Genomic DNA, 26,026 nt, shown 5'->3' with positions numbered 1-26,026 from the left:
TCAGACCCCCAGCACCCTCGACACGCGCCACTGGTCGCCGTCGCGCGTCATCTCCGCCTGGAAGACATAGGTCTTGTCGTACTTCTTGTAGCCCTCGATGACGGTCTTGACCTTGACCTCCCGCCAGGCCCGTAGCGGGGTATCGATGCCCAGCTTCTCGTCGGCCTTGCCCACCTCGACCCCGGTCACGGTGGACACCCCGCCGTTGGAGATCAGGTTGTCCCACAGGCTGTCTCGGGTGCCCGCGAGATTGCGGGCCAGAGCCTCGGTCATCCACGGAGCCGCCCGCTCGACCACGGTCTCGTGCTCCCTGTCGACCGGCGGGTTGCGGGTCATGTAAACCCGGCCCCAGCCCTCCGCCGTCTTCTCCGGCGCGCTCAAGTCCACGGCCGGAAGCGAGGCGGACGGCGACGCCGATGCGGAAGGGCTCGGCGGCGAGCTCGCCGTCGTGCCCCCGCCGGCGGGATCGGCGGCGGTGGCACTCGGGGCGGTGCTGACGCTCTGCTGTCCCTTGTCGTCCCCGGTGATCCACTTCGTGGCACCGAATCCCACGACCAGGATGACGACGATGATCAGGGCGGCACCGGCAGGGTTCATGGGCTCCTTGGCCCGCTCCTCCTCCAATACCTGTTTCATCGTCGTCTTGCGGTTGGTCTTCGCCGTACGGCGGGCTTGGCGGCGGGCCTTGCGACGCTGGCGCCGCTTGCCCCCTTCCTCGACCTCCGGGACCTCGTAGACCTCCTGCAGCAGCTCGCGGAAGTCCGCGGGCGTACGCGGCTTCTTGTCGTCGTCAGCCACTTAGTTCCCCCCGTTGCGGCGCGTCACGGTCGGCACGGACAGACCCCGGCCGCGGCCGCGACTGCGGGCCCGGCTGCGGTTCTCCGGCCGGGTGGGGTTGGGCCCGGTGGAACCGCCGGGACGGTTCGGTGTCGAGCGGACCACCTTGTGCGGAATGACCTTCGGCGCGGAGGTGCCCGTCTTCGGACCCTGCCGGAAGGTGTAGCTGGCGCCGCTGTTCTCGGTCCGCAGCGTCGGGGACGGACGGCTGGCCGCTCCCGCTGCCGGACGGCTCGTGCTGTTCGCCGCCGCCTGCGCGGAGCCGCTTGCGGCGGGCAGTGCCTGACGGGGCACCGAGCCCCCGACCTCCGCCGGGCGGCGGGTGCCTCCGACCTCCGCCGGGCGGCGGGTGCCCGGGACGGCCTTGGCCGGGCCGTCGGCAACGGACCGGCCGCGGGCCGGCGCGGTGGACGACGGCAGTTCCGGACGGCTGGTGAGGGGACCGACTTCCTTGCGGCTGCCGCTGTTCGGCAGTGCGGCGCCTGCCGTCTGGCCGGAGGGCAGCGGCGGCATGGGGCGGCGGGTACCGGCCAGGGCACCCGGGTTGCCGCCCGGCGGAAGCTGCGGGGTCGTCGGCCTGTCGGCGTTACCGCCGCCTCCACCACCGCTGCGGCGGGGCATACGGGGCATACGCGGAAGACGCATCCCCGCGAGTCCGCGGCCGAGTCCCTTGGTGATACCCCAACCGGCCTTGCCTGCCGCACGGGCGGCGAGCAGTCCGCCGACAGCGGCGGCCGGACTGGTTAGGCCAGTGACACCGACGATGGACTCCAGAACGCTGCGGAACTTGAACGCGACGATGGCAGTGGCGATGCTGATTCCGGCGGCGGCCGCATAGCCGTACTCCCCCATCATCTTGGTGGACGCAGTGGTCACGACCAGGACCGAGCCGAGGGTCATCGTGGCGATGCCGCTCTGCAGGGTGTAGCCGAGGAGGAAGTCGAACCAGCGGACGCCCCACGTCCTGGGCCTGCCTGGAATGATCCACAGGCAGGCGAAAATCACTCCGGTCACCAGCATCATCAGGGCGCCGAGCAGGGACGCCAGACTCGCGAACGCCAGCATCAGGACCAGGGCCGCGAACAGGATCACGCAGATCAGGGCCGGGATGGCGACCATCATGCGGCCTACCGGGTTGTGGCCGTCGACCCAGGAGTTCGAGTCACCCCCGATGCGGTCGCCCACGTCCTTCATGTGCTCCTTGCGCTTCTCCGGGCTGATGCCCGCGTCCAGCAGCCCCTTGCCCTCGGCCTTGCAGGCATCCAGGCTGCCGAACTCGACCACGCACCACGGGGTGACGACGTACGTCCGCCAGACGGCATCGCTCGACTTCCGCAGCATGTTGTCGCGCTCGTTGTTGCCGTACGTGGTCTTGTGGCCGAGGTCGATGGGCTCCTTCGTGCCGTCGCCCAGGCCGGCGGAGGTCGCGTTCATGGCAACGCTGGAGCCGACGTTGCGGGCGGAGTCAATCCCGTTGACCCAGGTCTGCGGGGCCATCAGCAGCGAAATGGAGAAGATGGTCGAGACCGCTACCCAGCCCAACTGGGACAGGCCCGATCCGGCAGCCCGGCGGTGGTTGGCCCACGCGACCAGGGCGCCGATCACCATCGCGGAGGGCAGCAGCGTCTCGGTGAGCGTCTTCGCCGCGCCGCCCACGGAGGCGGTGATCGCGTTCTCCAGCGGCGGGATCGTGGTCACGTTGAAGATCCACTGCACGATCGTGACGGCGGCGGAGCCGATCACGGCGGTGAGGGCCATGCAGATGATCGCGGGGATCTCCAGCATGGGGTCCATGACGTCCCACATGCCGTAGTCGTCGGTGACCGTGTAGAGCAGGGGGTTGCCGTACTCCTCGTACAGCGTCCCCTGTCCCTTCGTGTACGGGATGTCAACGGAGGGCAGAAGGTCACCGATGCCGACTGGGGTGTAGTCCTTCGCCCATGCCGACTGCGCGGTGACCATCAGCGTCACGTAGATCCCCACCAGGGGGATCAGGATCGTTCGCTTGCGGGGCAGCCGGAAGTTCTGCAGCCGGATCAGCAGCTTCAACACGCTGAAGCGGTACTTCTTCGGCGGTTCGAGACTGATCACGACGTCATCCCCTCATCAGTGCGTCGTGGACCGGATTGCCGTGCGCCTCGTCGGACTCGGCGATGTCCTCGGACTGGTCGACCAGCCAGGTGTCGCCCTGCTGTACGACGCGCAGGGCCTTGCGGCTGGTGGTGGTGGAGTCGGGCCAGGTGACGGTGTACTCGACCCGTACGCCCGTGCCGGCCGGGTGGTCACCGATGGCGGGGACGCTCTGCGGCCCGCTGGCCTTGACCTCCCCCGTCTCCGCCCGGTCCGGGCCGCTGGCGCTCGGCTTCGGCTTGCCGCGCACGACAGAGCCGTCCGCCCGGCGAAGCGGCGGGAACTCGTCGGACTCGGTCGGACTCGGCTCCGGGCTCTGGGTCTTCGGCGCGTTGTCGGCGACGCACTCCTTCACGGAGCCGTGCCGGTAGCGCTCGGTCCGCAGGCCGCACGCCTTCGCCCAGTCGTCACCGTTGACGGCGCTCTGGTAGGTCCGGGCGGTCTGCACCGCGGCCGCCGTGGTGTCGGAGGCGCCACCACCGTCGCCGGACTCGCCCTTCTCCCCCTCGTCGTGAGATGAGCACCCGGCGGCGAGAACGGTGACGGCCGCCGCGGCGGCAATGATCATTGCCCGCTTCATACCCCTACCCCCTGCGGTTCCTTGGTCAGGTCGGCCCCACCGGTGTCGACCTCCGGTGTCGTGCTCAGCAGTTCCAGCAGCTCGGCCGACGGGACGTCGAACTGGACGGTGGCGGACTGGAATCGGCGGTCGCGCATGATCGCGTGGCCGTGGCGGATCTCCTGATCGAAGCCAATGCCGATGGCCTGGATCAGCGCCCGGGTGTGCTCACCCGTGGGCAGGTCGAGCAGGGTCGCAAGAGCGTCCTGCTGCTCAGAGGTCGTGAGCTGGAATCCGAACATGGTGGTGATCTGCTCGACCAACCCGACCAACTTGGCCAGCGATTCCGGGTCCTGCGTGTCGATGACCAGGGCGGTTTGGAGTGCCCTGCCGACCCTCGCGATGTACTGGAGGAAGCTGCTTCCCTCGCGGGTCGCGGTCAGCACATGCACCTCGGGGACCGCAATGGCCTTGCGCAGGCCGCGCAGGTCCTTCCGGCCGGCCATCGAGATGCCGAACGCGAGCATCGAGTGGACCAGGGCGACGCTGAGCCGCTGGTGCACGGACCAGTCCTCGCGGTCGTCGTCCGGGGCAGGCAGGGAGATGCCGGGGATCTGCACCACCCAGATGCCCGGTTGGGGCCGCATGAACATGTTGTCGCCGGTGGCCCTGCCCATGAACGGTGCGCCCAAGCCCGTCTGCGCGAGTTCGTACAGGGCCTGCCCGGTCTCCCTGGACAGCTCGTCGGTGGACTGGCGCAGGTGCTCGATGACCTTCCACACCCGCGGTTCCCCGGCGGCGATCACCTCGTTGACGGCCGACTGGATCGGAGTCTCGGCGCCGCGCATCCGCAGGTGCTGAGGGAGGGCGATGCCCAGCTGTGCGGGAACTTCGGTCTGGGCCCGCTCGGCGCTCTCGCCGGTCAGCAGGGTGAACAGGTCAGCGACACCGGCGTACTGGGCGCCGGTCTCGACCAGGTGCGCGTTCAGGCCGTAGCGGCGGCCGGCCGCGACCAGACCACCCATGTCGCCCTTGAAGTCGAGCGCCAGGACGAAGCTGCCGCGGAACGCGGCGTCCAGCAGGGACATCATCATCGCGGTCGTCTTGCCGCGTCCGCTTCGGCCGATGAACGCCGTGGTGGTCGCGTCGCCGCGCTGGCTGCCGCCGGTCAGGTCGTTTCGGACCAGGCCGGGGGTGGAGCCGGTGAGGTAGCCGATCACTGGGCCGGTGTCGTCACCGACGGAGGCGCCGCCCCAGAACCACGATCCGGCGAGCGCGCTCACGGTACGGATGTGGGAGAGGTCAGGGACGCGGACCTTGTCGCCCGGCAGCGTCTCCAGCCAGAGTTCCTTCTGTTCCTCGGTGCCGACGGAAACCTCGATGCCGAGACCGCCGTAGTGGGTGGTGACCGCGTCGATCTTCGAGCGCAGGTCCTCCAGGGAGACGTCGCTGGAGACGACCAGCCGGGGGTGGTCCTCCAGCAGGGTGACGTCCTCGCGCTTCATGTCGCGCGCGAGCTGGGTCATCGTCTCTTCGGTCTCGATGATGTCGGCGGCGGGGGTGGCGGCGGAGTGCTGGGCAGCGGAGTCGCCCTGCTCCTTGGCTAGTTTCCGTGTCTCCTCGGTCAGCTTCAGCGCGTCCCGCCGGTGCAGGACCTTGAAGCGCACGGACGGTTCGGGGTTGACGGGGAGGATCTGAACATCGGGGTCGACGCCGTCCTCGTCGTACTCGGGTACGTACGTGATCTCGCTGACCGTCCGCAGCCACTCCCCCGGCCCCGGGGACTCCATCTCTTCGGGGAAGGAGTCCATCGTCAGGACACTGGTCCAGGCGGCGACTTCGCCCTGGGCGTCCATCACGCGCACGTGGTCCGGGTAGGGGACGACACGGCCGCGGGTGAGGGCGGCCAACTTCGCCCCGGAGATCACACCTGCGGAGTTCGGCGTCGGCAGGCTCGTGGCCCGGTGCTGTTCCCGCGCGACCATCCAGGCCAGGACCTCGACCGGGGCGGGCTTGGCCCGCCACGGGGTCGTCTCCAACTGGCGCCCGAGCCGGCGCGCGAGCGCATCGAGCCGAGCCAGCTCGCGCTGAGGAATGCCCGTCTTCCTGATGCCGAAGGCGTCCTGCACACCGCTGCGGCTGCGGGCCTGCGTCTGTCCCGAGCGCTCTTGGATGCGGACACCCAGCAGTAGCTGACGCTGGGAGAGGGCAAGGTCATCGAGCCGTTCCACCCGGGCGTCCGCCCACGCGGCGTAGTTCCCGGCGGTGAACAGCTCCTCGGCCTCGACGCGGTAGTCCGCCGCGTTCAGCGGGCTCCAGAGTATCCGCAGGTGGCAGTCGTGCCCGGCGAGCGTGCGGGCGAGCGCACTGGATGCCTGGTCGTGTTCGGCGTCCCGCGCCGTCTCCGACATCAGGTCGGTGTTGCTGCTGGACAGGACGTACCACGCCTCCGCGTGGGTCTCCGTCACCGTGAGTCCGTCCGCCAGAGCCAGGTATCGCGGCGGCGGCGCCGACCGGTCCCCCGCGACTCCGAGGAACTTCCCGACTGCCTTCGTGATCTTCATCCCCGTACCCCTCTTTACTGCGGCTTGCCGCCGGTGCGCTTGCGGGCGCGGTACACCGCGTCCGGCCCGTACATCCGGGTCTTGGAGTCGAACGGGACGGCCCGGCCGGCAGTGGGCCGGGGCGCGTCCTTGCCGAGCGCGCTCTCGAAGGCGCCCATGCCGGGCAGTTCGACAAACGCCTCGGCACGCTCACCGAGCCGGGCACGCAGCGGCATCCACTCGTGCCTCTCGGCCGCACGGCGCCCGCCGTTGATCACGGGCCGGTGTCCCAGCGTCATGTACCGGACCCACAGCGCCCATTGGGTGAGGTTCCACCGGCGCTCGTTCCTCCGGCTGCGCTGGGCCCCGTAGTACGTGATCACTGCCGGAGGCGCGAAGTACAGCGTGAACGTCAGCTGGCTGGGTAGCCCGAACAGCATCAGGAGAGAACCGGTCCACAGGACGTAAACGACTACGCCTGTGACCAACATTCGGCGCGAGGGGCCTTCGCCCAGGTCCATGCCGAAGATCTCGTGCTGGCGAGTTTCAAGATCGAAATGGCGCGTGTACGTGTGTCCGACCCTGCTCACGCGCCCGCGACCTTGTTGAAGATCTCCACGAACATGTTCTTCGTGGTGTCGGTGGCGAAGACGAACCCGGCCACCAGGATGCCGGTGATGACGTGGCCGATCAGCTCACCCCACTCGCGCTTGGCGTAGTGGCCGATCGCTCGGACCACCAGGATGATCAGGAAGATGTTTCCCGCGATCAGGAAGACCCACGTCTTCAGGTCTGCGCCGCTGGTCAGCGCCAGCGTCACCGTGTCGGCAGACATGCCTCGTATCCCCTCGTTTGGTTCCTTCAGGCGGAGTTAGACGGTTCCGCCGTGGACCTCGGCGACCTGCCACCGCTCGGCGGCGGCCGAGGCCACCCGGGTCAGCTCGACCCGGTAGGTCTGCTCCAGCTCGGCGGCGCCGATCTGCCAACGCACGACGGCGGTTCCGGTGCGGTCGCTGCCCTTACCCTGGTCGACGTTCCAGCTCTGGATGCCATGGAGCGTGATCCCGTCGGGCAGCGGCGGAACGCTCGCGCCCGGGGCGGTCACGCTGTCCGCCTCCCCCTTGGCGTACTCGGTGAAGAACGTCTCCACGGTGCTCTGGGTCTGGGCGGAGAGCTCGACGTCGCTGTCGACGGCGTTCTGGTCGGTGACGGTCGGGCCGGAGGCGGGAACGCCGACGATGCCCGGCTCGCCGGTGACGACGATGCGGCCTGCGGTGTTGAGGACCGGGACCTCCAGCCCCACCCACTTCCGTTGGGCGGGCGCCGGGTCCTTCTTCTTGTCCTTGGGCGGTTCGCCGGGGACGTTGACCAGCACGGTCACGTGCACCCGGGCGCGCTTGTCGCCGAGCTCCGTCACCGCGCCCGGCTGGGCGAGGAGTACGGTCTGCTGCCCCTTCGAGTTCCAACCCGCGGTGGTATCCGTGCCCTTGGGCATGTCCCGCGCCAGGGCCTTGGCCCGCTGGTCTGGGTCGGCCTCGTCCCAGGTCAGGTACGAGTACGCGAATCGCGCGGCGACCAGTTGGGCGTCCTGCACCGGGTAGGTGGGCCCCTGCTTGACCGTCGGCGCCGGGGCAGGCGCGGGCTGGCTGGGCCAGAACCAGGACCTGACCCCGGTGATCACGGCCAGGCCAACCACCACCCACAGCACGATCCGGCCGGTGACGACCAGCGCCCTCGTGCCGGTCTTCTCTTCCTGAAGTACCCAGGGGGTGGCAGGCGTCCGTGTTTGCTTGGGTTCGGTCGCAACCTGAGTCGGGCTGTGCCCGTTGCGCTCGGCCTGGACACGCTTCCCTGCGGCTACCCAGTGGGCGGCGCCGGCTGACGGTGTGGTCTGCTGATGGGGCGGTTCCGCTTGGGGAGCTGGTGCTTCCTTGCTCCGGGGCTCCGGGAGGTTGAGAACCTTCCACACGACCGTTTTGAGCGCACTCATCCCCAGACGACCTTCCCCGCGATAGGCCCGAACTGATCTGGACAGTACGCGGATCGGCCACAGTGCGTCAAAAAATTTCGTATGGGTCGCGGTAGAGTGCGGCGCCATGCGCACGGGGGCAGACGGATGGCGTCTGCGGGGATGGCTTGTCGCTGAGTTGCGGCAGGCCCGTGGAATCTCCCAGAAGGTATTGGCAACAGCGGTCGGGTGCTCTCGTAGCGCCGTCGCCATGTGGGAGTCGAAGAATCAGCGGCCCAGTCCACGGCATCTGCTCCGGCTGGCCAGAAGCCTCGACGTCTCCCCTCTTGATCTGGTCGAACTTCTCGACGTTGACTGGACGTTGAGGATACTCCGACGGTTCCTGGGGTTCACGCAGGCACAGGTGGCGCAAGCGCTGAAAGTCGCCGTCAGCACGTATTGCGATGTCGAGACGGGGCGTCAGGTTCTGCCTGACAGATGGGTGCCAATACTTGGAGCTCTCTTCAATACCGACGAACACACCGTCAGGAATAGCGCCCCATTAAAAAAGGCGAAGAAGAGATAACCCTTTGTCGACAAACCCACAGAATGAGTTACAGCCAGAGGGAACGTTTAACCACGTATGTATTCCTTGATCCGAAAAGTGCGATTTGACGATCAATGAGGCATGGTTCCGCTTCCTCGGCGCCTGCGCCCGACTGCGTCCGGCGCCCGGCCCGCCGATGGGAGGGACAAGGACCGGGGCATGTGACAAGAGCACAACTAAGCCCCGGTGGGCGGCAGTTGGCGCTCATCCGGGGCTTTGCGGTCGTGCAGTGAGGGTTATCCGGGGCCGATCTGGCGGAGCCACTGACCCATCTGTTCGGCGGAGGGCCGTGCAGCCGGCGGTCGCATGAGGGCGTACTGCAGAACCTCTTCGAGCTGGGGCCAGTGCGTGATGTGCCCGTGCGGCAGCCGGTTACGCAGCAGCAGCCCGCGGAGCACTGCCGCCGTGAACCGTGCCGGGTCGACCCCGGCCGCGGCGTAGTCGCGGTGCCATGTGCCTGTCGCCGCCCACCACAGTCCGGCCGCGAGGGCGTACACCTCGTCCGAGGGCTCGGTGACCACCGGACGCTCTCCCGCCTCGATGCGGTGCATCAGTTCGGGTGACATCAGGTGCACCAGTCCGCCGAGGAAGGTGTGCGACGGTGCCAGCACCGGGCCCGACGCCCATGTGCAGTCGATGAAGCGGACCGCGCCGGACGTGTGGACGGTGTGGTGTGGCTGGAGGTCACCGTGCACCCATCCGGCAGCGTGCAGGGCTCCGACGGCCTGGCACACGTCGACCGCTGCGGCGAGGGCCGAGGACCGGTCCTCGTCGTGCTGCTGGCGTACGCTCTCGAACCGGGTCCAGGTGGAGGCGCCTTCGAGCCACGGCGTGATGAGCCACGCCGAACCGGTCCCTCGGCCCGCCTTCGCCCGCCCTCCGTACGACAGGCCGGGCACCAGGGAGTGCGTCTGCTGGAGCACCGCGGTTTCGCGGGCAACGGCGGCGGCCCCCTCGCCGGTGCCGACCTTCAAGGCCCACAGCCCGCGCGGTCCGGACACCTGCCAGACGGCCGCGCCTCTGCGGTCCGTCACCTGCTCCCAGTGCGCGGGTTCTCCCGCCAGCGCCTCCGCATCGGCCCGGCCGATCAGCGGTGCCTGCGCGACGCGTTGCCCCGGCAGACTGACGGACTTCGTCCCCTCAACGTCCAGCACGGAAAGGCCCTCTCTCTATGGTCCGCGACGGTCGCGGTCAGGTCGTCGGTGACGGGACGGCGGAGAGACCGGTGCCCACCGGCTGGCGGTGCGGCACCGGTGCGACGCCGGTCCGCCTCAGAGCAGGTTTTGAGCGGCCACGGCTGCGGTCACGGTCCACATGGCGCCCAGGTAGGTGCACAGGCAGCGGACCAGCACCGGGTGGTCGCGGTACATGTGCTTCAGCGCGGCGAAGCCCGTCCTGCCGTGCGATTGCGCTCGGAAGCCGAAGAACGAGACGGTCACCGCGGACACCTGCACGGCACGGCCCTCGACCTGCTCCTGGTCCTGGTCCTGGTCCAGAAGCATGTCCATGAGGGTGCGGGGCTCGAAGTCCTGCCGCGGCGGGCGATTCGCGCGGATGCGACGCAGGTACGGGAAGTCAGGCATGGCGGTTCGCTCTCTCGGTTGTTTCGGAGGATGGTGCGGCGGGCGCTGTGCCCGCCGGCGCTGACCGTCCGACGACCCGGGCGCGAGGCACCGGGCCGCCGGACGGGGTTTAGGCCGCGACGCTCGGCGTCGCGAGTTCGGCCAGGTCCACGGGGGTGCAGCCGTGCAGAGTCACGACGTCGCGGGCGGCGAGAGTCCACCGGAGCGCGGGGTCCTCGAACGCGACGTCGGTGAGGCCGTTCTTGCTCTTCGTCGGGACCGGCCGAAGGGTTCGCGGGTCGTAGACGATCCCGGAAACCCCCCACGGCTCTGTCCGCTCGACCAGGGCGGCGGTGTGCCCCTTGACCAGGTGCGGGCAAGCCTCGGCAGCTTCGACGGCACACGGCAGGCACACGGGAGGGGTGTCCGTCACATCGCCGTCGCGAATCGGTCGACCGTCAACCGCGCGTCCGATGAACAGGTGCTTCCCGCCCCAGCGGCTGAACTCGTCGTTGTCGAACGTGGAGGTCGCACAGACCATGCAGAGCATGTGCGACATGGCTTGACGCTGACGCAGAGGGTGGATGTCCGCCAGACGGGGCCTTCCCCTCCCCCGCACCAGTGGGTACCGCACCCAGAGGGCGCCGTCCCTCCGGTCCGCGCCGCTGACTTCGTCGGCGTAACCGATTCCCTCCGCGCCGTCCGGGCCGACCCGCTTGATCAGCCTGGTCGGCAGCGGGTTCTCCTCGCTCCACGGCGCAACGAAGGGGACGTGGAGCCCCCGCCAGTGGAACTGAGCTACGGTCATGCCGCTGCCCCCGCGAACTTGGGCCGGTGCGGCGCGATGACCTGCCCGTCGGGCAGCAGGCTCCCGGTGTCGTCGAAGACGATGGTCCCGTTGCACAGCAGGGCCCAACCCAGCAGGTAGTCCCGGCCGACCACCCTGGCGTGCTCACGGTCCGACTCGTGCACTGCCGGGCAGGGAGGGTTGTGCGGACACATAGCGCTTCGTCCTCTCGGTGGTCCGTGTTGGTGAAGGCGTCCGCTGGACGCTCTGGTTCACGCGACCTGCTTGATCGCTCGCGTGGCGGTGAGCCGTTCCAGGAGGTCGTTCGCGACGGCGCCCACCAGCCGCAGGTGGAGAACGCGGTCCTGGAAGCGCTCTGGCAGGTCGACGGCCTGAAGGCCGGCGGCCCGCTCTGCGAGCCGCAGTACCTCGGCGTCCCTGCTCTCCGCCGCAATAGCGATGGCGGCCAGTCGCTCCAGGTCGTCACGCAGGTGACCGTGAATCTCCTCGACCTCGTCCTCCTCGGGAGGCTGCGGGTCGAGCGCGTCACCGATGTCGTCCAGGATTTCGGGGAGCGTGCGCATCCTCCGCAAGGCCGCTGCCATCCGAGCCAGCTTCTCGGCGCTGACCGAGGGAGCGTGAACCGCGTACGTCGACTGCATCAGCAGCTCCCTATCGCGTAGGCGTGCCGCCCCCGGCGCGGGATACGGGGGGTTGGCCCTGCCAGGGGCGGCACGGGGGGCGCCGGTAAGGCGCCCGGGGTCCGCGCCGGACGGCGTGCTCGCCAGTCCGGCGCGGTGGCTGTGGTGTTCGGTGCGCGCTCCGCGAGAGCGCGGCCGGCCGGAGACTCGGTCATCGGACATCGCCCGTCGCCTCGATCGCGGCCCACACCCTGAGCCCCGGCCCCGCTTCCGTGGCGCCCCACCGGCTGGACAACCGGCGCACCAGGTCGAGCCCGCGGCCGTGCTCGTCCCACAGGTCGGCGGTCTCCTCCGAGATCGCGCGGAGCGGTCTGGCGGGCCGGGGACCGCTGTCACGAACGGCCACCTCGACTTCGCCGTCACGCCGCAGCAGTTCGAGCTGAATGCTGGATGACGTGGTGTGCCGCACCGCGTTGGTCGTGATCTCGGACGCCAGCAGGACGGCCGTGTCGACGGTGTTCTCCGGCATCCGCCAGGAACACAGGGCCTCGCGGACGTGGTGACGGGCGCGGGCCGGGGCCTGGTCGTCGCCGTCGAAGGCGTACTGGTGAGCCGTCATGACTCACCCCCGGCAGCCGCCATGCACTTCTCGTGCGCCTTGACGTCCCACCAGAGCGTGTCGCCGCTCGGGCTGACCGTGCACGCGCGGCCGGCGTTACGCAGTTCTCCGTCCGGCTTTCGGCAGCACAGGCAGGCAGCCCCATGAAGCACGCGTAAGACGGCCCCGCTCACTTCGGGGACCTCGAACCGGCGGCAGATCGCCGTCGCGTCGGCGGGACCGCGTTCACCGTCTGGGATCGGTGCTGCCGCCTGCGGAACTCTCTCGTTCTTCATCGGGGGCTTCCCTCCCGGCTCGGCGAGTCGCTGCGCTCCACGCGTCCACGCGCCGCGACCGGCTGGACGTGATCACCAGCCGTAATGAGCCCGTCACCCTAGAATGGCCTCAGAAGATTCTCTGTGCAACTTCAATGGGAAGATTCACCGAAGTTTCTGACGGTCGGAGGGTCACAGTGGACGGACCGATTACTCCTGGGCCCCGCCGTGCGGCAGGATGGAGCCGTGTACGCAGGCGGAGACTGAGGGGAGGTGCCGGTATGGCGAGAGCACAAGGACCCATGGTCAAGCGACGCCAGATAGGGCGTGAGCTTCAGGCGCTCCGTGAAACTTCTGGACTGACGATCGAAGAGGCGGGCGCCGCAATCGGCCGGTCGGACTCAACGATCAGTCGAATCGAGAACGGCAAGCGCGACGTCCAGCTGATCGAGCTGAAGGGACTCCTGGAGGCGTACGACGCCCCGGGTGAAACCCGCGAGCACCTGCTGACCATGCACAGCGCCTCGCCAGAAGCGTCGTGGTGGACGAACTTCGAGCTGCCGCCGAACCTGGACACGTACATCGCCCTCGAAGCCGAGGCCGCCGCGCTCAGGGTGTTCGCCCTCGCCTCCGTTCACAGCCTCCTCCGCACCGAGGAATATGCGCGGGCGGTTCTGCGCGGCACAAGCCCGTCGGCGCCGGCGGACGAGATCGAGACCCTGGTCAAGTTCCACATGCAGCGGCAGCAGGTACTCACCCGCGAGTTGCCTTTGGACCTGGTCGTGATCCTTGACGAAGCGTGCCTGTGGCGCCAGATCGGCGGACTGGACTGCCAGCGCGAGCAGTTGAAGCACCTCATCGAGCAGGCCGAGCAGGTCCCGAACATCACGGTGCAGGTACTCCCCTACAGCAAGGGCGCCCACACAGCCCTTACCGGCGCCTTCACCATCCTCGACTTTCCCGACCCCACGGAGCCCGCAGTGGTCTACGTGGACAGCCCCGGCGGGAACTTGTACCTCCAGAAGGCCAAGGACACCCGGCGGTTTGACCAGTCCCACAGTCGACTGCGCGGCATGGCGCTCGATGAAGCCGAGTCGGCGCGGTTCATGAAGACCGTGCTGAAGGAGATGAAATGACCACGAACCCTGACCTCAGCAACGCCCTGTGGCGGAAGGCATCTCTCTCCGAAAGCGCCCAGGGGTGCGTTGAGGTCGCCTTCCTCGACAACGGCCAGGTCGCGGTACGCGACAGCAAGGACGTGTCCAAGCCCGCCCACCTCTACCCCAGGTCGACGTGGACCGCCTTCCTGGATCATCTGCGCGGTCTGGTGCCGGCTGAGGGCTCCCGGATCTCGATCGACATCACCGCGGACTCGGCAGTGCTCAGCGATCGAGAGGCGACCGCCGGGGCACCGCACGTCTACACCCACCGCGAGTGGCTGTGCTTCCTCGACGGCGTCCTGAAGCGGGAACCCCAGCTCGTCGGCGCGTGACATCACGGAACGGGCCCGGCAGACCATCGTCTGGCGGGCCCGTTCCGTTTGTGCCGTGACTCCGATCAGCTCATGAGCGGGAGGTCGCATGAGCGGGCCAGGACGGCGAGCACGGCCAGCACGACTAGCCCGTACAGGACCTGGCGGCCCGTGATCGGCTGACCGCCGCTCTGCTCGGGTCCGTCCTCACCGTCGGGGATGCCCCCGAAGTGGGCCTGCTGGCGGTGGGCTTCGCGTGCAGCCGTCTCCCCCTCCGGGCCGATCGGGAAGCGGGTGCGGCAGGCGCCGCACTTCCAGTACGCCACGGGGACGTTCTCCTCTCACGGGCCGCCCGCGGGTGGGCGGCTGCTGATGCGGGAATCGAGCCTAGAACCTGCGCGGGACGGCAGGTAGCCCGCCTACCGAATCGGTAGGCGGGCAGTAGGTGGCGGGTAGTTATTGCAGGTCAGAGGGCTGACCTACCGGTAGTAGGCGGACCAGGTTGGACCCCTGGGCCGGCAGGGGAGTGAAGCCCTGGGGAAGGTCCGCGGAGTGCACACCGGGCCGGTTACGGGTGGCCCCGTCCTTGTCCGATGCAGGGGCCTTCACGCCGTCCCGGACGGGGATCTGGTGGGCCGCCAGGAGGGCCCTCACTCGGCCGATCTCGGACCGCATGTCACCCCCCTCGGGGAGGCTTCCCAGGGCCAGTTCACGGAGGTGCACGGCGGTGCCATTCCCCCGGGTCCGGATGCTCTCGCGCACCCACGCATAGACCCTGATTCGCTCCGCTGCGGCGGTCTCTTCGGGGGACGGTTCCGCCACTTCCCCACCGGACGGATCGGGTTCCACTTCCCCACTCCCCTGATCCTCTTCGTGATCTTCAAGGGGGTCTGCCTCTACGACTCCCCCGTCCGCGTCCTCTTCGCGATCTTCGTTGGCCCCGGCAACCGCTCCGACGATCCAGGCGATCACCACGAAGACGATCACGAAACCGCCCGCTCCTCGCATCAGGCCCACCGGGTGGTCGACCACCCAGTTCCCTACCGCCGCCGCCAGCCTCCCCACCGCCGGGACCGCCGTGTTGACCAGGAACATGCCCCCCATGCCGACGAGAACCACACCGCCGATGATGAGGTCACCGGTGCTGGTCCCGGACTTCGCGGGCGCCCTCTTGCCCCCTGCCGACTTCTTCGCCGGAGACTTCCCTCCGCGCCGCTTCGGCTTCGCGGAACGCTCGGCGTCGCCACCGGCTGCCGCCTTCGGGGCCGACTTCGCGCCCTTCCCCTTTCGTACCCGGCCGATGACCAGCGCCCAGCCCCGGCGTGTCAGGGTCCAGGTCGCGCGGAGGATGATCACCGCCCCCGCCCGTACGGCGACCAGGCCGGCGCGGTCGAACGCGTGATACGCCGACAGGTCCGGCCGGGTCACGGCACGGCCGGACACCCGGGGGGCGTCCGCCTCGCTCTCCAGGGACTCGATGATCTGGCCCCACCACGCCCGAGGGCGTGACGGCTGCTCCACCGTCACGCCCTCGCCGTCCACCAGCTCGATGTCGTCCGCGACGTCCTTGTCCTCGTCGCCCGGGTCGGACTTGACCAGGTCCACAGTCATCAGGCGACCACCGTTCCGGTCAGGTTGCTGATCAGGTGCGTGATCGTGTCGAAGATGCCACCGGCCGCCGTGAACATGCTGGGCAGCATCAGGGCGAACAGGCCGTTGCGGAACTTCGACGGCTTCAGGCCGTACAGCAGGATGCACATCAGGATGGCGACGGCACCGGCGCCGAAGTTGCCCGCGGACCCGAAGCTGGTCTGGATCGCCTGGGACAGGCCACCGCTCATGTCTCCGACGAAGCTGAAGGTCTCCCCGGCCTGGGCATAGAGCTGGCCGGTGATGAACGCGGCCGCGATCACGCCCTCGTGGGACAACTTGATCTTCCACTTGCCCTGCGCGCCGACGATCAGGAACGCGGTCATCACGACGGCGCCGCCGGTGAAACCGATCGCTCCGAAAATCTGGCCCATGTCTGTGATCTGCTCTCTCGGTTAGTTCGTGCCGTACAGGAGGAATGCGACGGTGGCCGTGGCGGCGGGAATGTGGGCGGCCCAGACCACGCCCTTCCAGGGCCATTTGTCGCCGTAGTGGCCGACCCAGCCACGGGCCATGCGGTAGGCGATCTGGAGCCCCAGCGCGACGCCGCCGCCGACGACCCATGCGGGCCGGGCCATCTGCAGAGCCGTGATCAGGCCCAGCGAAGAGACGAAGACGACTCCGCCCAACTTCGACCGCATGGCCAGGGCCAAAATCCCGGCGCCCAGAGCGCAACCGGCCACGGGTGTGGCGTACTGCTCGGCGTGGACCATCAGGCCGGTGACCCAGTCGTCCAGGTGCAGACTCCAGCCCGCGGCGTACGCGGTGCCGGCGAAGACGACCTGACGGCCCCGGGGATTGTTGATCAGGCCGCCGCCCTTCGTGGTGCCAGCGATGACCGGCCCGGCGTTCTTGACCGCGGCCGCGAAGCGGCCGCCCGTCGTCGCCGGTGCCGGGGCTTCGTCGGCGTCTGCCTCCTCGGCGTCGTCGTCCTCGGCGGTCTGGTCCTTCTTCCGCCCGGGTCGGGTCTTCGACTCGGGCCCGCCCTGCTGGTCCTCGTCGTCCTCGTCGTCGGCCTCCTCCTCGACTACCGGCTGGACCGGAGCGGCGGCAGGGGCGTTCTTCGGCGGGGGCGGCACGACCGGCGGAGCGGGGACGTTGCCGGTGAAGGTGTCCTGGTCTGCGGCGTCGTCCTTGTAGACGTCGTTCCACCAGTCCTTCGCCGGTGCGGCCGGGGCGGGTACTTCGACCGGGGCGGGCGGCTGGACGGGAGCGGGTGCGGCGGCAACCGGCGCCGTGTCGGCGTCGGTGTCGACCACGTCCAGGTCCAGGTCGACGTCGGGCATGGTCGCTGCGGCGTCGGGCTCCGGGTCCGGCTCGGCGGCCGGTGCCGGGATCGTCGGGGCGGTCGACGTCGCCAGGACGTCGTCCAGGTCCGCGAGGAAGTCGCTCACGTCGCGGACACCTGTCTCGGACACCTGCGTCTCCGAGTCGGTGTTCGTCGTCATCGGGCCAGCCACCCCCACTTCCGGATGGCGTCGGTCATCAACTGCCGGATGCGGAGTTCGTCAGCCCCGGGCAGGGCCGGGCTGGTCGTCGCCGTCGGCGGGTGCCGGACGAAGCCAGCGGGGAGGTCGAGAGCACGGGCGTCCGCGTACGGCGTCCAGGACCGCGCGGACGGGTAGTACGTGCGGGTCAAGACGTGGCCGGGCGGGGTCGCGGGCCGGGCGCGCTCGGCGCGTCCACGGTGGTGGTGAAGCAGCATCACAGTTGGCTCCAAACGGCGAGGACCGCCACGACGGTGCTGACCGTCACGGCGTCCTTGGCGATTCGGACCTTCCTGCTCTTCGGCCGGTACAGGTGGGTCGCGGCGAGCGCGACCACGGCGGCGCCGAGCGCAAGGTCAAACACGGCTGTCCTTCGGGAGGGGCGGCGCCCCGGCCGCGACGAAGGGTCGCGGCCGGTGGCGCTGCGGGTGAGGGCCCTGCCTGTGCCGTGGTGCTGTTCAGCGCCAGGCACGCGAGTGACGCTCAGCGGTCAGGAACGGCGCTTCTGCGGGATCATCGGGTCGCCCTGGCGGAGGCGGCCGTCGGTCCGGCCGGCGCCCGGCACCGGGATGCCCGGCTGGCCCGTCCGCAGGTAGCCGTTCGAAGGCGTGCTGGTCTTCCGCTCTGCCATGATGTGAGTCCTGTTCCATGCGTTGGGATAGGGACTCGGGGCGGCCCATCTGCTTGGCGGTAGGGGGTCGCTCCGAGGTGTATCCGGCCTCGTTGGTGCTCAGCACCGGCGGGGCCGTTGTCGCGTAAGGCGACTCCGCAGTAAGCGCGTTGGCGTCCTGCGGTACCTCCAGTAAACGGCAACCTCCACAGGAGGTCAACCAAGTTCCACGGGAGATTTAGAAATCTCCTCGGGAGATTGAGTGATCTGCTGCGGAGCCTTACCCTCAGCTCATGACACAGCACCCGTCCGCCACCCCGGAGTTCCGCAGCGTCGCTCAGCGACTGCGGGAGGCCGTGACGGGCGGCACGTACGAACCCGGCTCCCGGCTCCCGGCCGCCGCCGAACTCGCCGAGCACCTGGGGTGCACCCGCTCCGCCGTCGAGCGGGCCGTCCGGGTCGCCGCCGCCGAGGGCCTGGTCACCACACGCAAGGGATCGGGGGCCTACGTCTCCCGCCTCCTGCAGCGGATCACCCGGCGTACGGACGGCCTGCTCCGCTCCGTCTCCGACGGCGAAGCGGCGGGCCCGGACGACGGGCTCGAAGCGGAGCTGCGTGCACTCGGGCTCGTCGCCCGTCACTTCCCCGACGTCCGCACGGAGCGGGCCCCGCAGGACCTGGCCGCTCTGCTCGGTCTGAAGCGGCAGGGGCAGGCCCTTGTCCGCGAGACGCGGACGTTCGCCGTGGCGGCCAGCTCCGCGCCCGCCGATCCCGGCACCCCCGTCCAGCTCGTCTTCACGTACCTGCCGCTCGACATCGCGCGGAACACCGACCTGGAGCGTCCAGACCTCGGCCCCCGAGGCGTAGAAGGCCTTCTCATCGAGCTCGGGCACCGGCCCACGGACTTCTCCGAGACCGTCGACGTCCGCCCGCCATATGAGCACGAAGCGACCGCGCTGGAGATCGACGCGGACAACAGGGTCATCCAACTGACCCGCACCGCCGCCACCGTCGACCGGACCGTGGCGGTCACGGTCAGCGTGCTCCCCGCACACCTGTGGTCGCTCTCCTACCGGTGGACCACCACCACCTGACGCCCCGCTCCCCGACCGGTCAGGCCGGCGCGTCCCGCCGCCCGGTAGTCCGGTAGATGTGCAGGTCAAAGGCCACCTACCGGCAACTACCTACCACCTACCTACCGCGCCCTACCGGCACCCCGCCCCCTGACTCGGACCCGGCCTCACGGCCGCTGGACGCCGTTCGGGGTGACGCCGGACCTCCCGGCCGGGCGCCTTCCAGCAGGGCCGCAGAACGGCGCTCAGGGCCTCCTGCGGCGCCCCACCAGGGAGGTCGGCGGGCAGCAGAACGGGGGGCTGGCCGGACCCTTTCCAGGTCCGGCCAGCCCCCCGTTTGCGTCTTGATCAGATCCGCGCCAGCGGCCCCTTCGAGTCGAGCGCGTCCAGGTCCGCGATCGGGCGCCCGAAGGTGTCCAGCAGCTTGCCCTTGCCCTTGTCCTGGGCGGCCTTGGCGGGGGCCTTCTTCTCCGCCGCGGCCTGCTGGGCGGCCTGCTGGGCGGCCTCCCAGCGATCCATCGCCTCCTGCATGTAGGTGCGGGCCGTCCCCTGCGACGCCAGCCCCAGTTCACCCTGCACCTGGTACGCGACATCGGTACGGGTCCGAGGGGTCACCGCCGGGCCCAGCAGACGGGGGTCGCCCTGCTCGCACAGCTCGTGCACCCGCTGAATGAAGCGCTGCTTCAGCGAGCCCTTGGCCAGCGACGGCATCGGCTTCGACGCCTCCCTCGGCTTCGGCGTCCTCGGCTGCTCCGCCGTCCCGGCCGGCGCGGTCTGCTCCGGCTCCGCCTGCTTCGCGTCGAGCTGAGCCCGAAGCTGCTCCGCCTGCTCCTGCGAAGCGGCGATCTTGCGCTCCGCCTCGGCACGCGCCGCTTCGATCTCGCGCTCCGCCTCGGCCCGCTCCGCCGCCAGCCGCTCGGCCGCTTCGCGCTCGACCCGCTCGGTCGCTTCCCGCTTCGCCTGCTCTGCTTCGGTGCGAAGCTGCTCGGCCTGCTCGCGAAGCTGCTGCTCTGCTTCCCCGCGAAGCTGCTCCAGCTCCCTGCTCCACCGGTCCCGCTCCGCACGGACCTGCTCGCCGCTCTGCTGCTCGAAGCGCTCCGCCTGCTCCTGAAGCTGCCGCTTCGCCTCGTCACGAAGCTGCTCGATCTGGTCGTGCCACCGCTTCGCTTCACGCTCGGCCCGCTGCTCGGTGGTCTCCCGCTCCGCTCGGCGGTCCTCCGCTTCACGGGTCGCACTCTGCTCGACGGCTTCACGGACAAGCCGAACCTGCTCGGCCGCTTCCCGCTTCGCCTGCTCTGCTTCGGAGCGAAGCTGCTCCGCCTGCTCGCGAAGCTGCTCGGCCAGTTCTTCGAAGCGCTCGCGCTCCTGCTGCTGCTCCGCCTGGAGCCGGGTGCGCTCCTCCCGCTCCGCCTCCAGCGCGGCCAGGGCCTCGTCCCGCTCCTGCTTGGCGGCCCGCTCCGCTGCACGCAGCTCGTCCTGCACCTCGGCCTTCTGCTCCTCCAGCTTCTGCGTGACCTTCTGCTGCAACGCGGGGAGCGAGACCACGGTGTTCACCACGGCGTCGACGTCCGCGTAGTCGAGCCGTCCCAGCCGCCCGGCCTGCATGTGACCCATGGTCCGCCGGACCACGGCAAGCGCCTGGTCCACGTTGACCGGCGCGTCCGCGCGGTCCAGTGCGACCGCCGCGTCCTCGGTCCGCCGGTCCACCGCCCGATCCGCCAGCGACTTCCGCCAGCCGAATCGGAACGTACGGTCGGCACGCTTCTGGGCACGGGCCAGCACGATGACCGCGCGGGCAGCACGCTGGGCCAGCAGCCGGCGGGAGGTCTCGCTGGTCGTGGACGTCGTGTCCAGGCCCAACCATGCGAAAGCCGCGATCCAGATCCGGCGCCACAGCAGGACGAACAGGCGAAGGGGGCCCGGTCGGACGCCGTCCTCCTCCTCGGCCTTCGCCAGCTCTGCGATCCGCAGGTCCAGGCCGTGTTCCAGCAGCTTGACCGACACCACCGGCACACCGGCCAGGGCCACCTTCGCCCACAGACCGCCGCCCTCCGGCGCGTGCACCCAGTTCGCCGCCGCCGAGAGGGCCACCAGGCCCCACGCCATCCGGCGGGACCGGATCATGCCCTCGGTCCACCGCGGGACGTCCTGGGCGGCCAGGGACCGCGCCAGCCCCAGCATGAGGCCGATCTCCGCGCCATCGAAGATCGCGATGAAGAAGATCCGCAGCAGCAACGGCAGCCCCGCGGTGTCCTCCGCGAACCCGTACAGGCCGTACATGCTGACGGACATGCCGCAGATGCCGACGATGGTCCGCCAGCGGTCGTCAATCATGGCCATGACCCGGGCGCGGGCCTCGCTGTCGTCGTCGCGGCGAGCCTTCTCGACCGCCCGGGTCGCCGCCCGGCCGGCCAGGCGCACGACCAGGATCAGCAGGGCCAGGCTCGCCACGCCCGCGAGCGCTCCGCCGAGAGCCACTGTCCACGGGGGCACCCCCAGGGACTCCGCCACGGCGTGGATACGGGGAAGCACGTTCACGCCCCCACCTCCGGCAGCAGTGCACCGGAAGGTGCACGTCCACCCCATTCTGGGGTGATACTGAAGTACGACATCGGAGCCTCGTCTCTGGTGTGAGACCCCGGGATGCCCGCCTCCACAAGCTGAGGCAGCCCGGGGTTTCGTCTTTACGTCGCGAGAACCACTCTCGCAACATCCCTAATTATGCCTTATCTTGGGGTCCTTGTCAAGCCCTTGATCACTCCGGCACCTTTTCCTTCTTGCCGGGGAGAAAGGCGTTCAGGACTGGGGCGATCCAGGTAGCTCGGGCCTCGAACCCGTACTTGGCTGTCAGGGTGTCCAAGACCTGCAACTGAGCGTACGTCGGGGCGATTTGGATCTGCACGGGCCCCGCACCCAGGTACCGGACTGCTCGGGGGTCCTCGGGAAAGAGCTCGTTCCCGGCCGCAACCGAGACCTTGGACTCCTGAATGATCTGCGGGGTGGTCGAGTTCTTCGCCGCCACGGCCTCCAACACCGCCGACGTGTTCGTACGGCCACGTGCTGCCCGTACGTACCGCTCGAACCGGCGGTGAAGGGCGGGCGAGACGTACAGCGTCGTGCGGTGCTTGGTCTTGGCAAGGGCCGCTTCCGTCTCCCCCTCCTCAGCCTCGACCTCCTCCGCCTCGACCTCCTCCGCCTCGACCTCCTCGGCCTCGACCTCCTCGGCCTCGACCGCTGCGGGTGGATCTGCAGGCGCCTGCGGCGGCGGGGTGTCACCACTTGGGGCGGCCGGCGGCGGTGTCTCCTTGGCGTCTTCAGGGTTCTTCGGGGGCGGCGGAGTGCTGCCGGTAGGGCTCTGCGGGGGCGGAGCACTTCCTGTTCCGCGGTTGGGGACCAGACCGCCGAGGCCCTGTGCGCGGTTGGGTACGGTGCTCGCCGTCGGCCGGGCGAAGATAGACCCGAGGTTTTCCTCCGGGGTGGTCACGGCCAGACACCTTCCTGGATCATCTCGTTCTGCACCGTCGCCGCCCGGGTGAAGAGTTCTCGCGCCACCACGGCGAAGTCCTCGCTCACCGACGCCGACGTCTTCGACACGACCTGGCTCGCGTCCGCCAGGCCTGCGCGGATCTTCCAGAACTCCGGGTTCTCGGAGGCAGCGGCCTCCAGCTCGTACACCAGCTTGCCGCGGTCGCGGGCGGCCACTGCCACCGCTTCTGCGAAGCGGATGACGTTGTCGAAGATGGGGGCCGCTCCGCCCAGGGTGGCTTCCACGTCGTCGCGAACCGTCTTGCGAATGGCCGTGGCGTTGGCGCCCGTGGCGAAGAGGATGGCGCCCAGAAGAGTCACGTACGGGTTGTACTGCCGCATCGCTGCGTAGTCCGTGGCAAGGGCCTTGAGCCCCTTCTTGCGGCTGGACTTGTCGCTCTTGACCGGCACGACCACCCACCGCGCGGCGCCCAGCGCCAGCTGCATCATGTGCTCGTTCTCGGGCGGGGAGTCGATCAGGATCAGGTCGTACTCCTTGGCCACTGGCTGGAGGATGCGGGCCAGAGTAAGGACGGCCGCAGCTCGTTCCTGATCGTTGATCGGGGAGCCGATGATGCCCGGCACTCGACGCAGCAGCTTGCCTCCCGGGACTACGTCCAGGTTCGGCCGAACGTTACGGATGGGCTTGACCGCTTCCTGAAGCGTGATGGCGGTCAGCAGGCCCTTTCCTTCGTCGTCCAGCTCTGTTTCGGCGTAACCAAGTTCCTCTGCCACGTTGCCCTGTACGTTCAGGTCAACGATCAGCACGCGAAGGCCATCAGCCGCCGCGAGACCGCCGATGTTGCACGTGCACGTCGTCTTTCCGACGCCCCCCTTGCCGTTGCCGAAGCAGTAGACATGGCCCAGCTCAGACCAGTTCACCAGCGATGCCGAGTAGGCAGCGATGTCTAGTGGTGTCGCCACTGTTACCTCCCTCTCCTGTTCTGATGGCAGCCTCGCCCGGCCGCACGCGTGGCTACATGGTGGCATGGAGGCTGTACTGACAACCGTCTTTCCCGCTGTCTGCTCCGCGTGGTAGCCCGCCTACAACACAACTGGCCACCTCGCTGAGAGAGCAGCAGGGCGGCCAGTTGGGTTGCCTAGGGGCTAGCACTTGTACTGAAAAGTGGGCAGGGAAGCGACGATGACGGCGGGGAAAGAAGCAGGCCCTGACCTGCGCATACACGCTTGCCAGTGCACTGCGTAGGGTAATGGCAGACGTAATGGCAAACTCACTGTGAGCTGCACTTGCCCGCTCGATGGCCTGCCCGCTGTGCTGCCTGCTTGCCAGGAATCACCGCAGTACGACGTCCACGACACCGGCAACCAGATGTCCCTGCCTGGCGGCCTCCGCGTACGCCATCAGCGGGGGAGTGACAGCGTGCAGGAGAGCGTGTTCGAGACGTCCCATCATGAGGGTGACTTCGCCTGCCTGCTCGGCGAGCGCCCGCCACCCCGGCGGGACGTACATGTCGCCGTCCGTCAGCCAGGCATGGGCACTGGAGCTCACCTGTACGTTCGTCCCCGGCCCGATGAGCGCTCGCCACCCAGGGCTTCGCGGTGACGGTTTCCCCAGCGCATGGATCTGATGGAGCCCGTCCCCGAGCAGACTGCGAATCACGGGATCGTAGGGCGGCTCACCGTCCTCCGTGACGGTGACCTCCTCCTCGTAGGCAAGCAGGAGGACCGGCCTGGTGCCGGTCGGTGAGGGCAACCCCAGCACCCGGGGGACCAGTTCGGTCTCCCCTGTGAGGGCCAGGTCTCCCGGACCGTAGTCCCGTACCTGGGAGTTCGCACAGCGATGGTGCGCGACCCCCAGGTGGGACAGGCCGGGACTGCGACGCAGCACGACCACGGCCGGCTCCGTCCTCGCGTCGCCTGCTGTCCCGCACTCCACGCACTCGAACACCGTGACACGGCTCTGGAACTCCGCGGCCTGGTTCAGGCCCACTTGGTCGATGACGTCGGAGGCGATGGTGACGCTGGTGGCCATCTGGTCAGTCCTCCGGGTTCTGCCGTGCGCTGCTGACGATGTGGGACCAGGTCCCGGCAGCTCCACCGTGCTCGCGGGCGAGCTCGCCGGCGAGCTTGGCGACAGGCATGTCAGGGTTCGCCTTCAACGCCTTCCGGGCCTTCTCCAGCCGCTCGTCCCCGTCGTAGGGGTAACGGCGTGTGGTCCCGGCCGTGCCGGCGGGGCGACCGCCGCCACTCCGCTCGCGGAGCTCCCCGTACTTCCAGATGTCCCCGCGGCGGTAGTAGCGCTTCACGCGGCCGCTGTCGGTCGTCTCCTCCCTGATGGGGTCGGGCCAGTGCTTCGGCTTCCTGGTGGGGTACTTCGTGATGCTCGTGGGCTCCATCTTCAGCACCCGTGCGGCCTGCGAGAGCGTGATCTCGTCCTCGGCGTTGCCGCTGCGGTCGATCTCCGTCCGCCACTCCTGTCCGGCCTGGTAGCTCTTGTACCAGCGGTCCCATGCCTTGGAGTTCCAGTACATGGTGTTCCCGACCGTCTTCTCCGGCTCGGGATGGCCGTTGGTCTCCCGTTCGCGGTAGAACAGTTCGAGCGTGCTGCGGCCCAGGCCCGTGCGTTCCTGCAGTTCCGCGCGGCTCTCCAGCCCCGCGGTGCCGGTGAGGTCCTTGTACCAGCGGCGCCAGTCGGCGTCGTACCAGGCCAGTTCCCGGCCGGCGGCGTCCGGGACCGGCTCGGGGTGCCCGTTCGTCTCCCGCTCCCGGTACAGCTTCTCCAGGTACGTGAGGCTCAGGTCGTGCTTGTCCGCGAGCTCCCTGCGGGTCGATACCCGGCGCCCGTTCAAGATGGCCATGAGGGAGTCCTCCGTTGTGTTTCCGTCTCGCGACGGGGCTTCAGTCGTCATTGCCCGCCCCCTGATCGCGGTGGTGCTGGTCGTGGCCGGCGGCGCGGGGCAGAAGTACCACGCCGGACTCCGTCAGGCCGTGCTCGACCTCCGGCTCCTCGTCCGCGTCCTCGGCGTCCTGGTCCTGGTCGACCTCGTGCTTCCAGTTCATGACGCCGGACTCGATCGGCCTGGTGATCGTGTCGATGTCCTGGCTCTGGATGGTCGCCGCCCAGTCCTGGGCGCCGTGGGCGGTCTCGTCCGCGAGCTGGATGAACCAGCCGCCGTCACGGGGGAGGGGGCCGTCCTCGATGCGGTAGAGCAGACCGTGGTCGGCACCGGCCGTGTTCCCGGCGTGCAGGGTGATCAGATCGTCAAGCGCGGGGGCCGTGTTCAGCTCCGCGTCGTTTACCATCATGCGTAGATGCCTTCCTGGTATATGGGCTTGTTGAAGGGCCTGGGGCCAGGGGGCTTCAGGGCGGTCAGCACTACTGCCATTGGGCTGACCGTCCGCCCCACTTCCTCCCGCGTCTCCGCGGAAGAACCGAGTATCGAACCTCTCGGCTTCACTAATCGTGCCTTACTCGGTTACTACGTGTCCAGTCGTTCGGCGGACCCGGTCCGATCGAACGACCGCACTGCACCGGCAAGCTGCTCTCAACCTGCCGGAATCCCTAATTATGCCCGCTCGAATTCAGGGCTACAAGCCACAAATTCCCAGCTCATGGCCTTGCCGAGACGGTCGAGTCGACGTTCGCTCAACTTCTCTTCATACCTACAGGACCGCCTCCGGCGGGGGCCCTTACTCCCAAGGGGGCGGGGGCTCCGTCACCGTGTGCGGGCCGTGGGTGGCTGGGGTGGAGGGGTGGCCGGG

At 69.1% G+C, this 26,026-nt stretch carries 30 protein-coding genes; 4 read left to right on the top strand and 26 right to left on the bottom strand.

Features of this window, described 5'->3' with window-relative positions; translation table 11 throughout:
• The 7 genes from ACFC09_RS36515 to ACFC09_RS36485 all read right to left on the bottom strand — a co-directional run bounded on the left by ACFC09_RS36515 (position 1) and on the right by ACFC09_RS36485 (position 7,768).
• Positions 1 to 798: a hypothetical protein gene (locus tag ACFC09_RS36515; protein ID WP_030794421.1), complete on the bottom strand. Its 798-nt coding sequence runs from the start codon at positions 796 to 798 to the stop codon at positions 1 to 3.
• Positions 799 to 2,928, bottom strand: coding sequence for a hypothetical protein (locus tag ACFC09_RS36510; RefSeq protein ID WP_376535672.1), 2,130 nt, complete (start codon positions 2,926 to 2,928; stop codon positions 799 to 801).
• Between the two features lie 4 nt (positions 2,929 to 2,932).
• Entirely contained in the window at positions 2,933 to 3,535 is a 603-nt protein-coding gene (locus tag ACFC09_RS36505; protein ID WP_376535670.1) for a hypothetical protein, read from the bottom strand.
• Between the two features lie 8 nt (positions 3,536 to 3,543).
• The gene (locus tag ACFC09_RS36500; protein WP_376535668.1) at positions 3,544 to 6,090 is read right to left on the bottom strand and encodes an ATP-binding protein; all 2,547 of its coding nucleotides are present in this window, start codon (positions 6,088 to 6,090) and stop codon (positions 3,544 to 3,546) included.
• Positions 6,091 to 6,104: 14 nt separating this feature from the next.
• Positions 6,105 to 6,509 (bottom strand): hypothetical protein, encoded by a 405-nt coding sequence (locus tag ACFC09_RS36495; RefSeq protein ID WP_376535666.1) that lies wholly within the window; start codon positions 6,507 to 6,509, stop codon positions 6,105 to 6,107.
• Positions 6,510 to 6,655: 146 nt separating this feature from the next.
• Positions 6,656 to 6,904: a hypothetical protein gene (locus ACFC09_RS36490; RefSeq protein WP_124286974.1), complete on the bottom strand. Its 249-nt coding sequence runs from the start codon at positions 6,902 to 6,904 to the stop codon at positions 6,656 to 6,658.
• 36 nt (positions 6,905 to 6,940) lie between these two features.
• Positions 6,941 to 7,768 carry a conjugal transfer protein gene (locus tag ACFC09_RS36485; RefSeq protein WP_376535663.1) on the bottom strand — a complete coding sequence of 276 codons (828 nt, stop codon included), beginning with the start codon at positions 7,766 to 7,768 and terminating at the stop codon, positions 6,941 to 6,943.
• Between the two features lie 397 nt (positions 7,769 to 8,165).
• Between ACFC09_RS36485 and ACFC09_RS36480 the strand changes: the two genes are divergently transcribed.
• A complete protein-coding gene (locus tag ACFC09_RS36480; protein WP_376535661.1) occupies positions 8,166 to 8,603 on the top strand; it encodes a helix-turn-helix domain-containing protein in 438 nt (145 codons plus the stop codon).
• Positions 8,604 to 8,860: 257 nt separating this feature from the next.
• Here ACFC09_RS36480 and ACFC09_RS36475 read toward each other — a convergent pair whose 3' ends face one another.
• The 6 genes from ACFC09_RS36475 to ACFC09_RS36450 all read right to left on the bottom strand — a co-directional run bounded on the left by ACFC09_RS36475 (position 8,861) and on the right by ACFC09_RS36450 (position 12,233).
• Complete coding sequence (locus ACFC09_RS36475) at positions 8,861 to 9,778, bottom strand: lipopolysaccharide kinase InaA family protein (protein WP_376535659.1); 918 nt, start codon at positions 9,776 to 9,778, stop codon at positions 8,861 to 8,863.
• Positions 9,779 to 9,895: 117 nt separating this feature from the next.
• Positions 9,896 to 10,207, bottom strand: a complete 312-nt coding sequence (locus ACFC09_RS36470) for a hypothetical protein (RefSeq protein ID WP_376535657.1) — start codon at positions 10,205 to 10,207, stop codon at positions 9,896 to 9,898.
• A gap of 109 nt (positions 10,208 to 10,316) precedes the next feature.
• Entirely contained in the window at positions 10,317 to 10,994 is a 678-nt protein-coding gene (locus ACFC09_RS36465) for a hypothetical protein (protein WP_376535655.1), read from the bottom strand.
• Positions 10,991 to 11,188 (bottom strand): DUF5999 family protein, encoded by a 198-nt coding sequence (locus ACFC09_RS36460; protein WP_376535653.1) that lies wholly within the window; start codon positions 11,186 to 11,188, stop codon positions 10,991 to 10,993. The genes ACFC09_RS36465 and ACFC09_RS36460 overlap by 4 nt, the downstream gene beginning before the upstream one ends.
• A gap of 57 nt (positions 11,189 to 11,245) precedes the next feature.
• Positions 11,246 to 11,635, bottom strand: coding sequence for a DUF6415 family natural product biosynthesis protein (locus ACFC09_RS36455; protein ID WP_376535651.1), 390 nt, complete (start codon positions 11,633 to 11,635; stop codon positions 11,246 to 11,248).
• Positions 11,636 to 11,825: 190 nt separating this feature from the next.
• Complete coding sequence (locus ACFC09_RS36450) at positions 11,826 to 12,233, bottom strand: ATP-binding protein (RefSeq protein ID WP_362164947.1); 408 nt, start codon at positions 12,231 to 12,233, stop codon at positions 11,826 to 11,828.
• Positions 12,234 to 12,789: 556 nt separating this feature from the next.
• Between ACFC09_RS36450 and ACFC09_RS36445 the strand changes: the two genes are divergently transcribed.
• Positions 12,790 to 13,623, top strand: coding sequence for a helix-turn-helix transcriptional regulator (locus tag ACFC09_RS36445; RefSeq protein ID WP_362164945.1), 834 nt, complete (start codon positions 12,790 to 12,792; stop codon positions 13,621 to 13,623).
• Positions 13,620 to 13,979 carry a DUF397 domain-containing protein gene (locus tag ACFC09_RS36440; protein ID WP_376535648.1) on the top strand — a complete coding sequence of 120 codons (360 nt, stop codon included), beginning with the start codon at positions 13,620 to 13,622 and terminating at the stop codon, positions 13,977 to 13,979. Before ACFC09_RS36445 ends, ACFC09_RS36440 begins: the two co-directional genes overlap by 4 nt.
• 65 nt (positions 13,980 to 14,044) lie before the next feature.
• Here the strand turns inward: ACFC09_RS36440 and ACFC09_RS36435 are convergent, their stop codons facing one another.
• The 7 genes from ACFC09_RS36435 to ACFC09_RS36405 all read right to left on the bottom strand — a co-directional run bounded on the left by ACFC09_RS36435 (position 14,045) and on the right by ACFC09_RS36405 (position 17,726).
• Positions 14,045 to 14,284: a hypothetical protein gene (locus tag ACFC09_RS36435; RefSeq protein WP_362164941.1), complete on the bottom strand. Its 240-nt coding sequence runs from the start codon at positions 14,282 to 14,284 to the stop codon at positions 14,045 to 14,047.
• Positions 14,285 to 14,414: 130 nt separating this feature from the next.
• The gene (locus ACFC09_RS36430; RefSeq protein WP_376535646.1) at positions 14,415 to 15,569 is read right to left on the bottom strand and encodes a hypothetical protein; all 1,155 of its coding nucleotides are present in this window, start codon (positions 15,567 to 15,569) and stop codon (positions 14,415 to 14,417) included.
• Positions 15,569 to 15,982, bottom strand: a complete 414-nt coding sequence (locus ACFC09_RS36425; protein ID WP_030794178.1) for a hypothetical protein — start codon at positions 15,980 to 15,982, stop codon at positions 15,569 to 15,571. The genes ACFC09_RS36430 and ACFC09_RS36425 overlap by 1 nt, the downstream gene beginning before the upstream one ends.
• 21 nt (positions 15,983 to 16,003) lie before the next feature.
• On the bottom strand, positions 16,004 to 17,056 hold the full coding sequence (locus tag ACFC09_RS36420) for a hypothetical protein (protein ID WP_376535643.1): 1,053 nt from the start codon (positions 17,054 to 17,056) through the stop codon (positions 16,004 to 16,006).
• A complete protein-coding gene (locus ACFC09_RS36415; protein ID WP_376535641.1) occupies positions 17,053 to 17,313 on the bottom strand; it encodes a hypothetical protein in 261 nt (86 codons plus the stop codon). The genes ACFC09_RS36420 and ACFC09_RS36415 overlap by 4 nt, the downstream gene beginning before the upstream one ends.
• Complete coding sequence (locus tag ACFC09_RS36410; RefSeq protein WP_315880625.1) at positions 17,313 to 17,459, bottom strand: hypothetical protein; 147 nt, start codon at positions 17,457 to 17,459, stop codon at positions 17,313 to 17,315. Before ACFC09_RS36410 ends, ACFC09_RS36415 begins: the two co-directional genes overlap by 1 nt.
• 126 nt (positions 17,460 to 17,585) lie before the next feature.
• On the bottom strand, positions 17,586 to 17,726 hold the full coding sequence (locus ACFC09_RS36405; protein WP_376535639.1) for a hypothetical protein: 141 nt from the start codon (positions 17,724 to 17,726) through the stop codon (positions 17,586 to 17,588).
• A gap of 272 nt (positions 17,727 to 17,998) precedes the next feature.
• Between ACFC09_RS36405 and ACFC09_RS36400 the strand changes: the two genes are divergently transcribed.
• The gene (locus ACFC09_RS36400) at positions 17,999 to 18,799 is read left to right on the top strand and encodes a GntR family transcriptional regulator (RefSeq protein ID WP_376535637.1); all 801 of its coding nucleotides are present in this window, start codon (positions 17,999 to 18,001) and stop codon (positions 18,797 to 18,799) included.
• A gap of 327 nt (positions 18,800 to 19,126) precedes the next feature.
• On the opposite strand, the gene ACFC09_RS36395 is transcribed toward ACFC09_RS36400, so the two are convergent.
• From ACFC09_RS36395 to ACFC09_RS36370, 6 genes are all read right to left on the bottom strand, one after another.
• Positions 19,127 to 21,316, bottom strand: coding sequence for a hypothetical protein (locus ACFC09_RS36395; RefSeq protein WP_376535635.1), 2,190 nt, complete (start codon positions 21,314 to 21,316; stop codon positions 19,127 to 19,129).
• A 217-nt stretch (positions 21,317 to 21,533) separates the two neighbouring features.
• The gene (locus ACFC09_RS36390; RefSeq protein WP_376535633.1) at positions 21,534 to 22,262 is read right to left on the bottom strand and encodes a hypothetical protein; all 729 of its coding nucleotides are present in this window, start codon (positions 22,260 to 22,262) and stop codon (positions 21,534 to 21,536) included.
• Entirely contained in the window at positions 22,259 to 23,227 is a 969-nt protein-coding gene (locus ACFC09_RS36385; RefSeq protein WP_158708983.1) for a ParA family protein, read from the bottom strand. Before ACFC09_RS36385 ends, ACFC09_RS36390 begins: the two co-directional genes overlap by 4 nt.
• Before the next feature lie 370 nt (positions 23,228 to 23,597).
• On the bottom strand, positions 23,598 to 24,296 hold the full coding sequence (locus tag ACFC09_RS36380; RefSeq protein ID WP_376535630.1) for a hypothetical protein: 699 nt from the start codon (positions 24,294 to 24,296) through the stop codon (positions 23,598 to 23,600).
• A 4-nt stretch (positions 24,297 to 24,300) separates the two neighbouring features.
• Positions 24,301 to 25,122 (bottom strand): hypothetical protein, encoded by an 822-nt coding sequence (locus ACFC09_RS36375; RefSeq protein WP_376535628.1) that lies wholly within the window; start codon positions 25,120 to 25,122, stop codon positions 24,301 to 24,303.
• Between the two features lie 40 nt (positions 25,123 to 25,162).
• The gene (locus ACFC09_RS36370) at positions 25,163 to 25,570 is read right to left on the bottom strand and encodes a DUF6211 family protein (protein WP_362164914.1); all 408 of its coding nucleotides are present in this window, start codon (positions 25,568 to 25,570) and stop codon (positions 25,163 to 25,165) included.
• Between the last annotated feature and the right edge of the window lie 456 nt (positions 25,571 to 26,026).

This window comes from Streptomyces sp. NPDC056161 (assembly GCF_042268025.1).
In the GTDB taxonomy this organism is placed as follows: domain Bacteria; phylum Actinomycetota; class Actinomycetes; order Streptomycetales; family Streptomycetaceae; genus Streptomyces.
This window is presented reverse-complemented; position numbering and strand designations above follow the sequence as displayed.

Bases quoted from the DNA above. Each gene is read 5' to 3' on its own strand.
- ACFC09_RS36505 (WP_376535670.1), bottom strand. From the start codon at position 3,535: ATGATCATTGCCGCCGCGGCGGCCGTCACCGTTCTCGCCGCCGGGTGC.
- ACFC09_RS36500 (WP_376535668.1), bottom strand. From the start codon at position 6,090: ATGAAGATCACGAAGGCAGTCGGGAAGTTCCTCGGAGTCGCGGGGGAC.
- ACFC09_RS36495 (WP_376535666.1), bottom strand. From the start codon at position 6,509: ATGCTGTTCGGGCTACCCAGCCAGCTGACGTTCACGCTGTACTTCGCG.
- ACFC09_RS36490 (WP_124286974.1), bottom strand. From the start codon at position 6,904: ATGTCTGCCGACACGGTGACGCTGGCGCTGACCAGCGGCGCAGACCTG.
- ACFC09_RS36480 (WP_376535661.1), top strand. From the start codon at position 8,166: ATGCGCACGGGGGCAGACGGATGGCGTCTGCGGGGATGGCTTGTCGCT.
- ACFC09_RS36470 (WP_376535657.1), bottom strand. From the start codon at position 10,207: ATGCCTGACTTCCCGTACCTGCGTCGCATCCGCGCGAATCGCCCGCCG.
- ACFC09_RS36465 (WP_376535655.1), bottom strand. From the start codon at position 10,994: ATGACCGTAGCTCAGTTCCACTGGCGGGGGCTCCACGTCCCCTTCGTT.
- ACFC09_RS36460 (WP_376535653.1), bottom strand. From the start codon at position 11,188: ATGTGTCCGCACAACCCTCCCTGCCCGGCAGTGCACGAGTCGGACCGT.
- ACFC09_RS36455 (WP_376535651.1), bottom strand. From the start codon at position 11,635: ATGCAGTCGACGTACGCGGTTCACGCTCCCTCGGTCAGCGCCGAGAAG.
- ACFC09_RS36450 (WP_362164947.1), bottom strand. From the start codon at position 12,233: ATGACGGCTCACCAGTACGCCTTCGACGGCGACGACCAGGCCCCGGCC.
- ACFC09_RS36445 (WP_362164945.1), top strand. From the start codon at position 12,790: ATGGTCAAGCGACGCCAGATAGGGCGTGAGCTTCAGGCGCTCCGTGAA.
- ACFC09_RS36440 (WP_376535648.1), top strand. From the start codon at position 13,620: ATGACCACGAACCCTGACCTCAGCAACGCCCTGTGGCGGAAGGCATCT.
- ACFC09_RS36430 (WP_376535646.1), bottom strand. From the start codon at position 15,569: ATGACTGTGGACCTGGTCAAGTCCGACCCGGGCGACGAGGACAAGGAC.
- ACFC09_RS36425 (WP_030794178.1), bottom strand. From the start codon at position 15,982: ATGGGCCAGATTTTCGGAGCGATCGGTTTCACCGGCGGCGCCGTCGTG.
- ACFC09_RS36420 (WP_376535643.1), bottom strand. From the start codon at position 17,056: ATGACGACGAACACCGACTCGGAGACGCAGGTGTCCGAGACAGGTGTC.
- ACFC09_RS36415 (WP_376535641.1), bottom strand. From the start codon at position 17,313: ATGCTGCTTCACCACCACCGTGGACGCGCCGAGCGCGCCCGGCCCGCG.
- ACFC09_RS36405 (WP_376535639.1), bottom strand. From the start codon at position 17,726: ATGGCAGAGCGGAAGACCAGCACGCCTTCGAACGGCTACCTGCGGACG.
- ACFC09_RS36400 (WP_376535637.1), top strand. From the start codon at position 17,999: ATGACACAGCACCCGTCCGCCACCCCGGAGTTCCGCAGCGTCGCTCAG.
- ACFC09_RS36380 (WP_376535630.1), bottom strand. From the start codon at position 24,296: ATGGCCACCAGCGTCACCATCGCCTCCGACGTCATCGACCAAGTGGGC.
- ACFC09_RS36375 (WP_376535628.1), bottom strand. From the start codon at position 25,122: ATGGCCATCTTGAACGGGCGCCGGGTATCGACCCGCAGGGAGCTCGCG.
- ACFC09_RS36370 (WP_362164914.1), bottom strand. From the start codon at position 25,570: ATGATGGTAAACGACGCGGAGCTGAACACGGCCCCCGCGCTTGACGAT.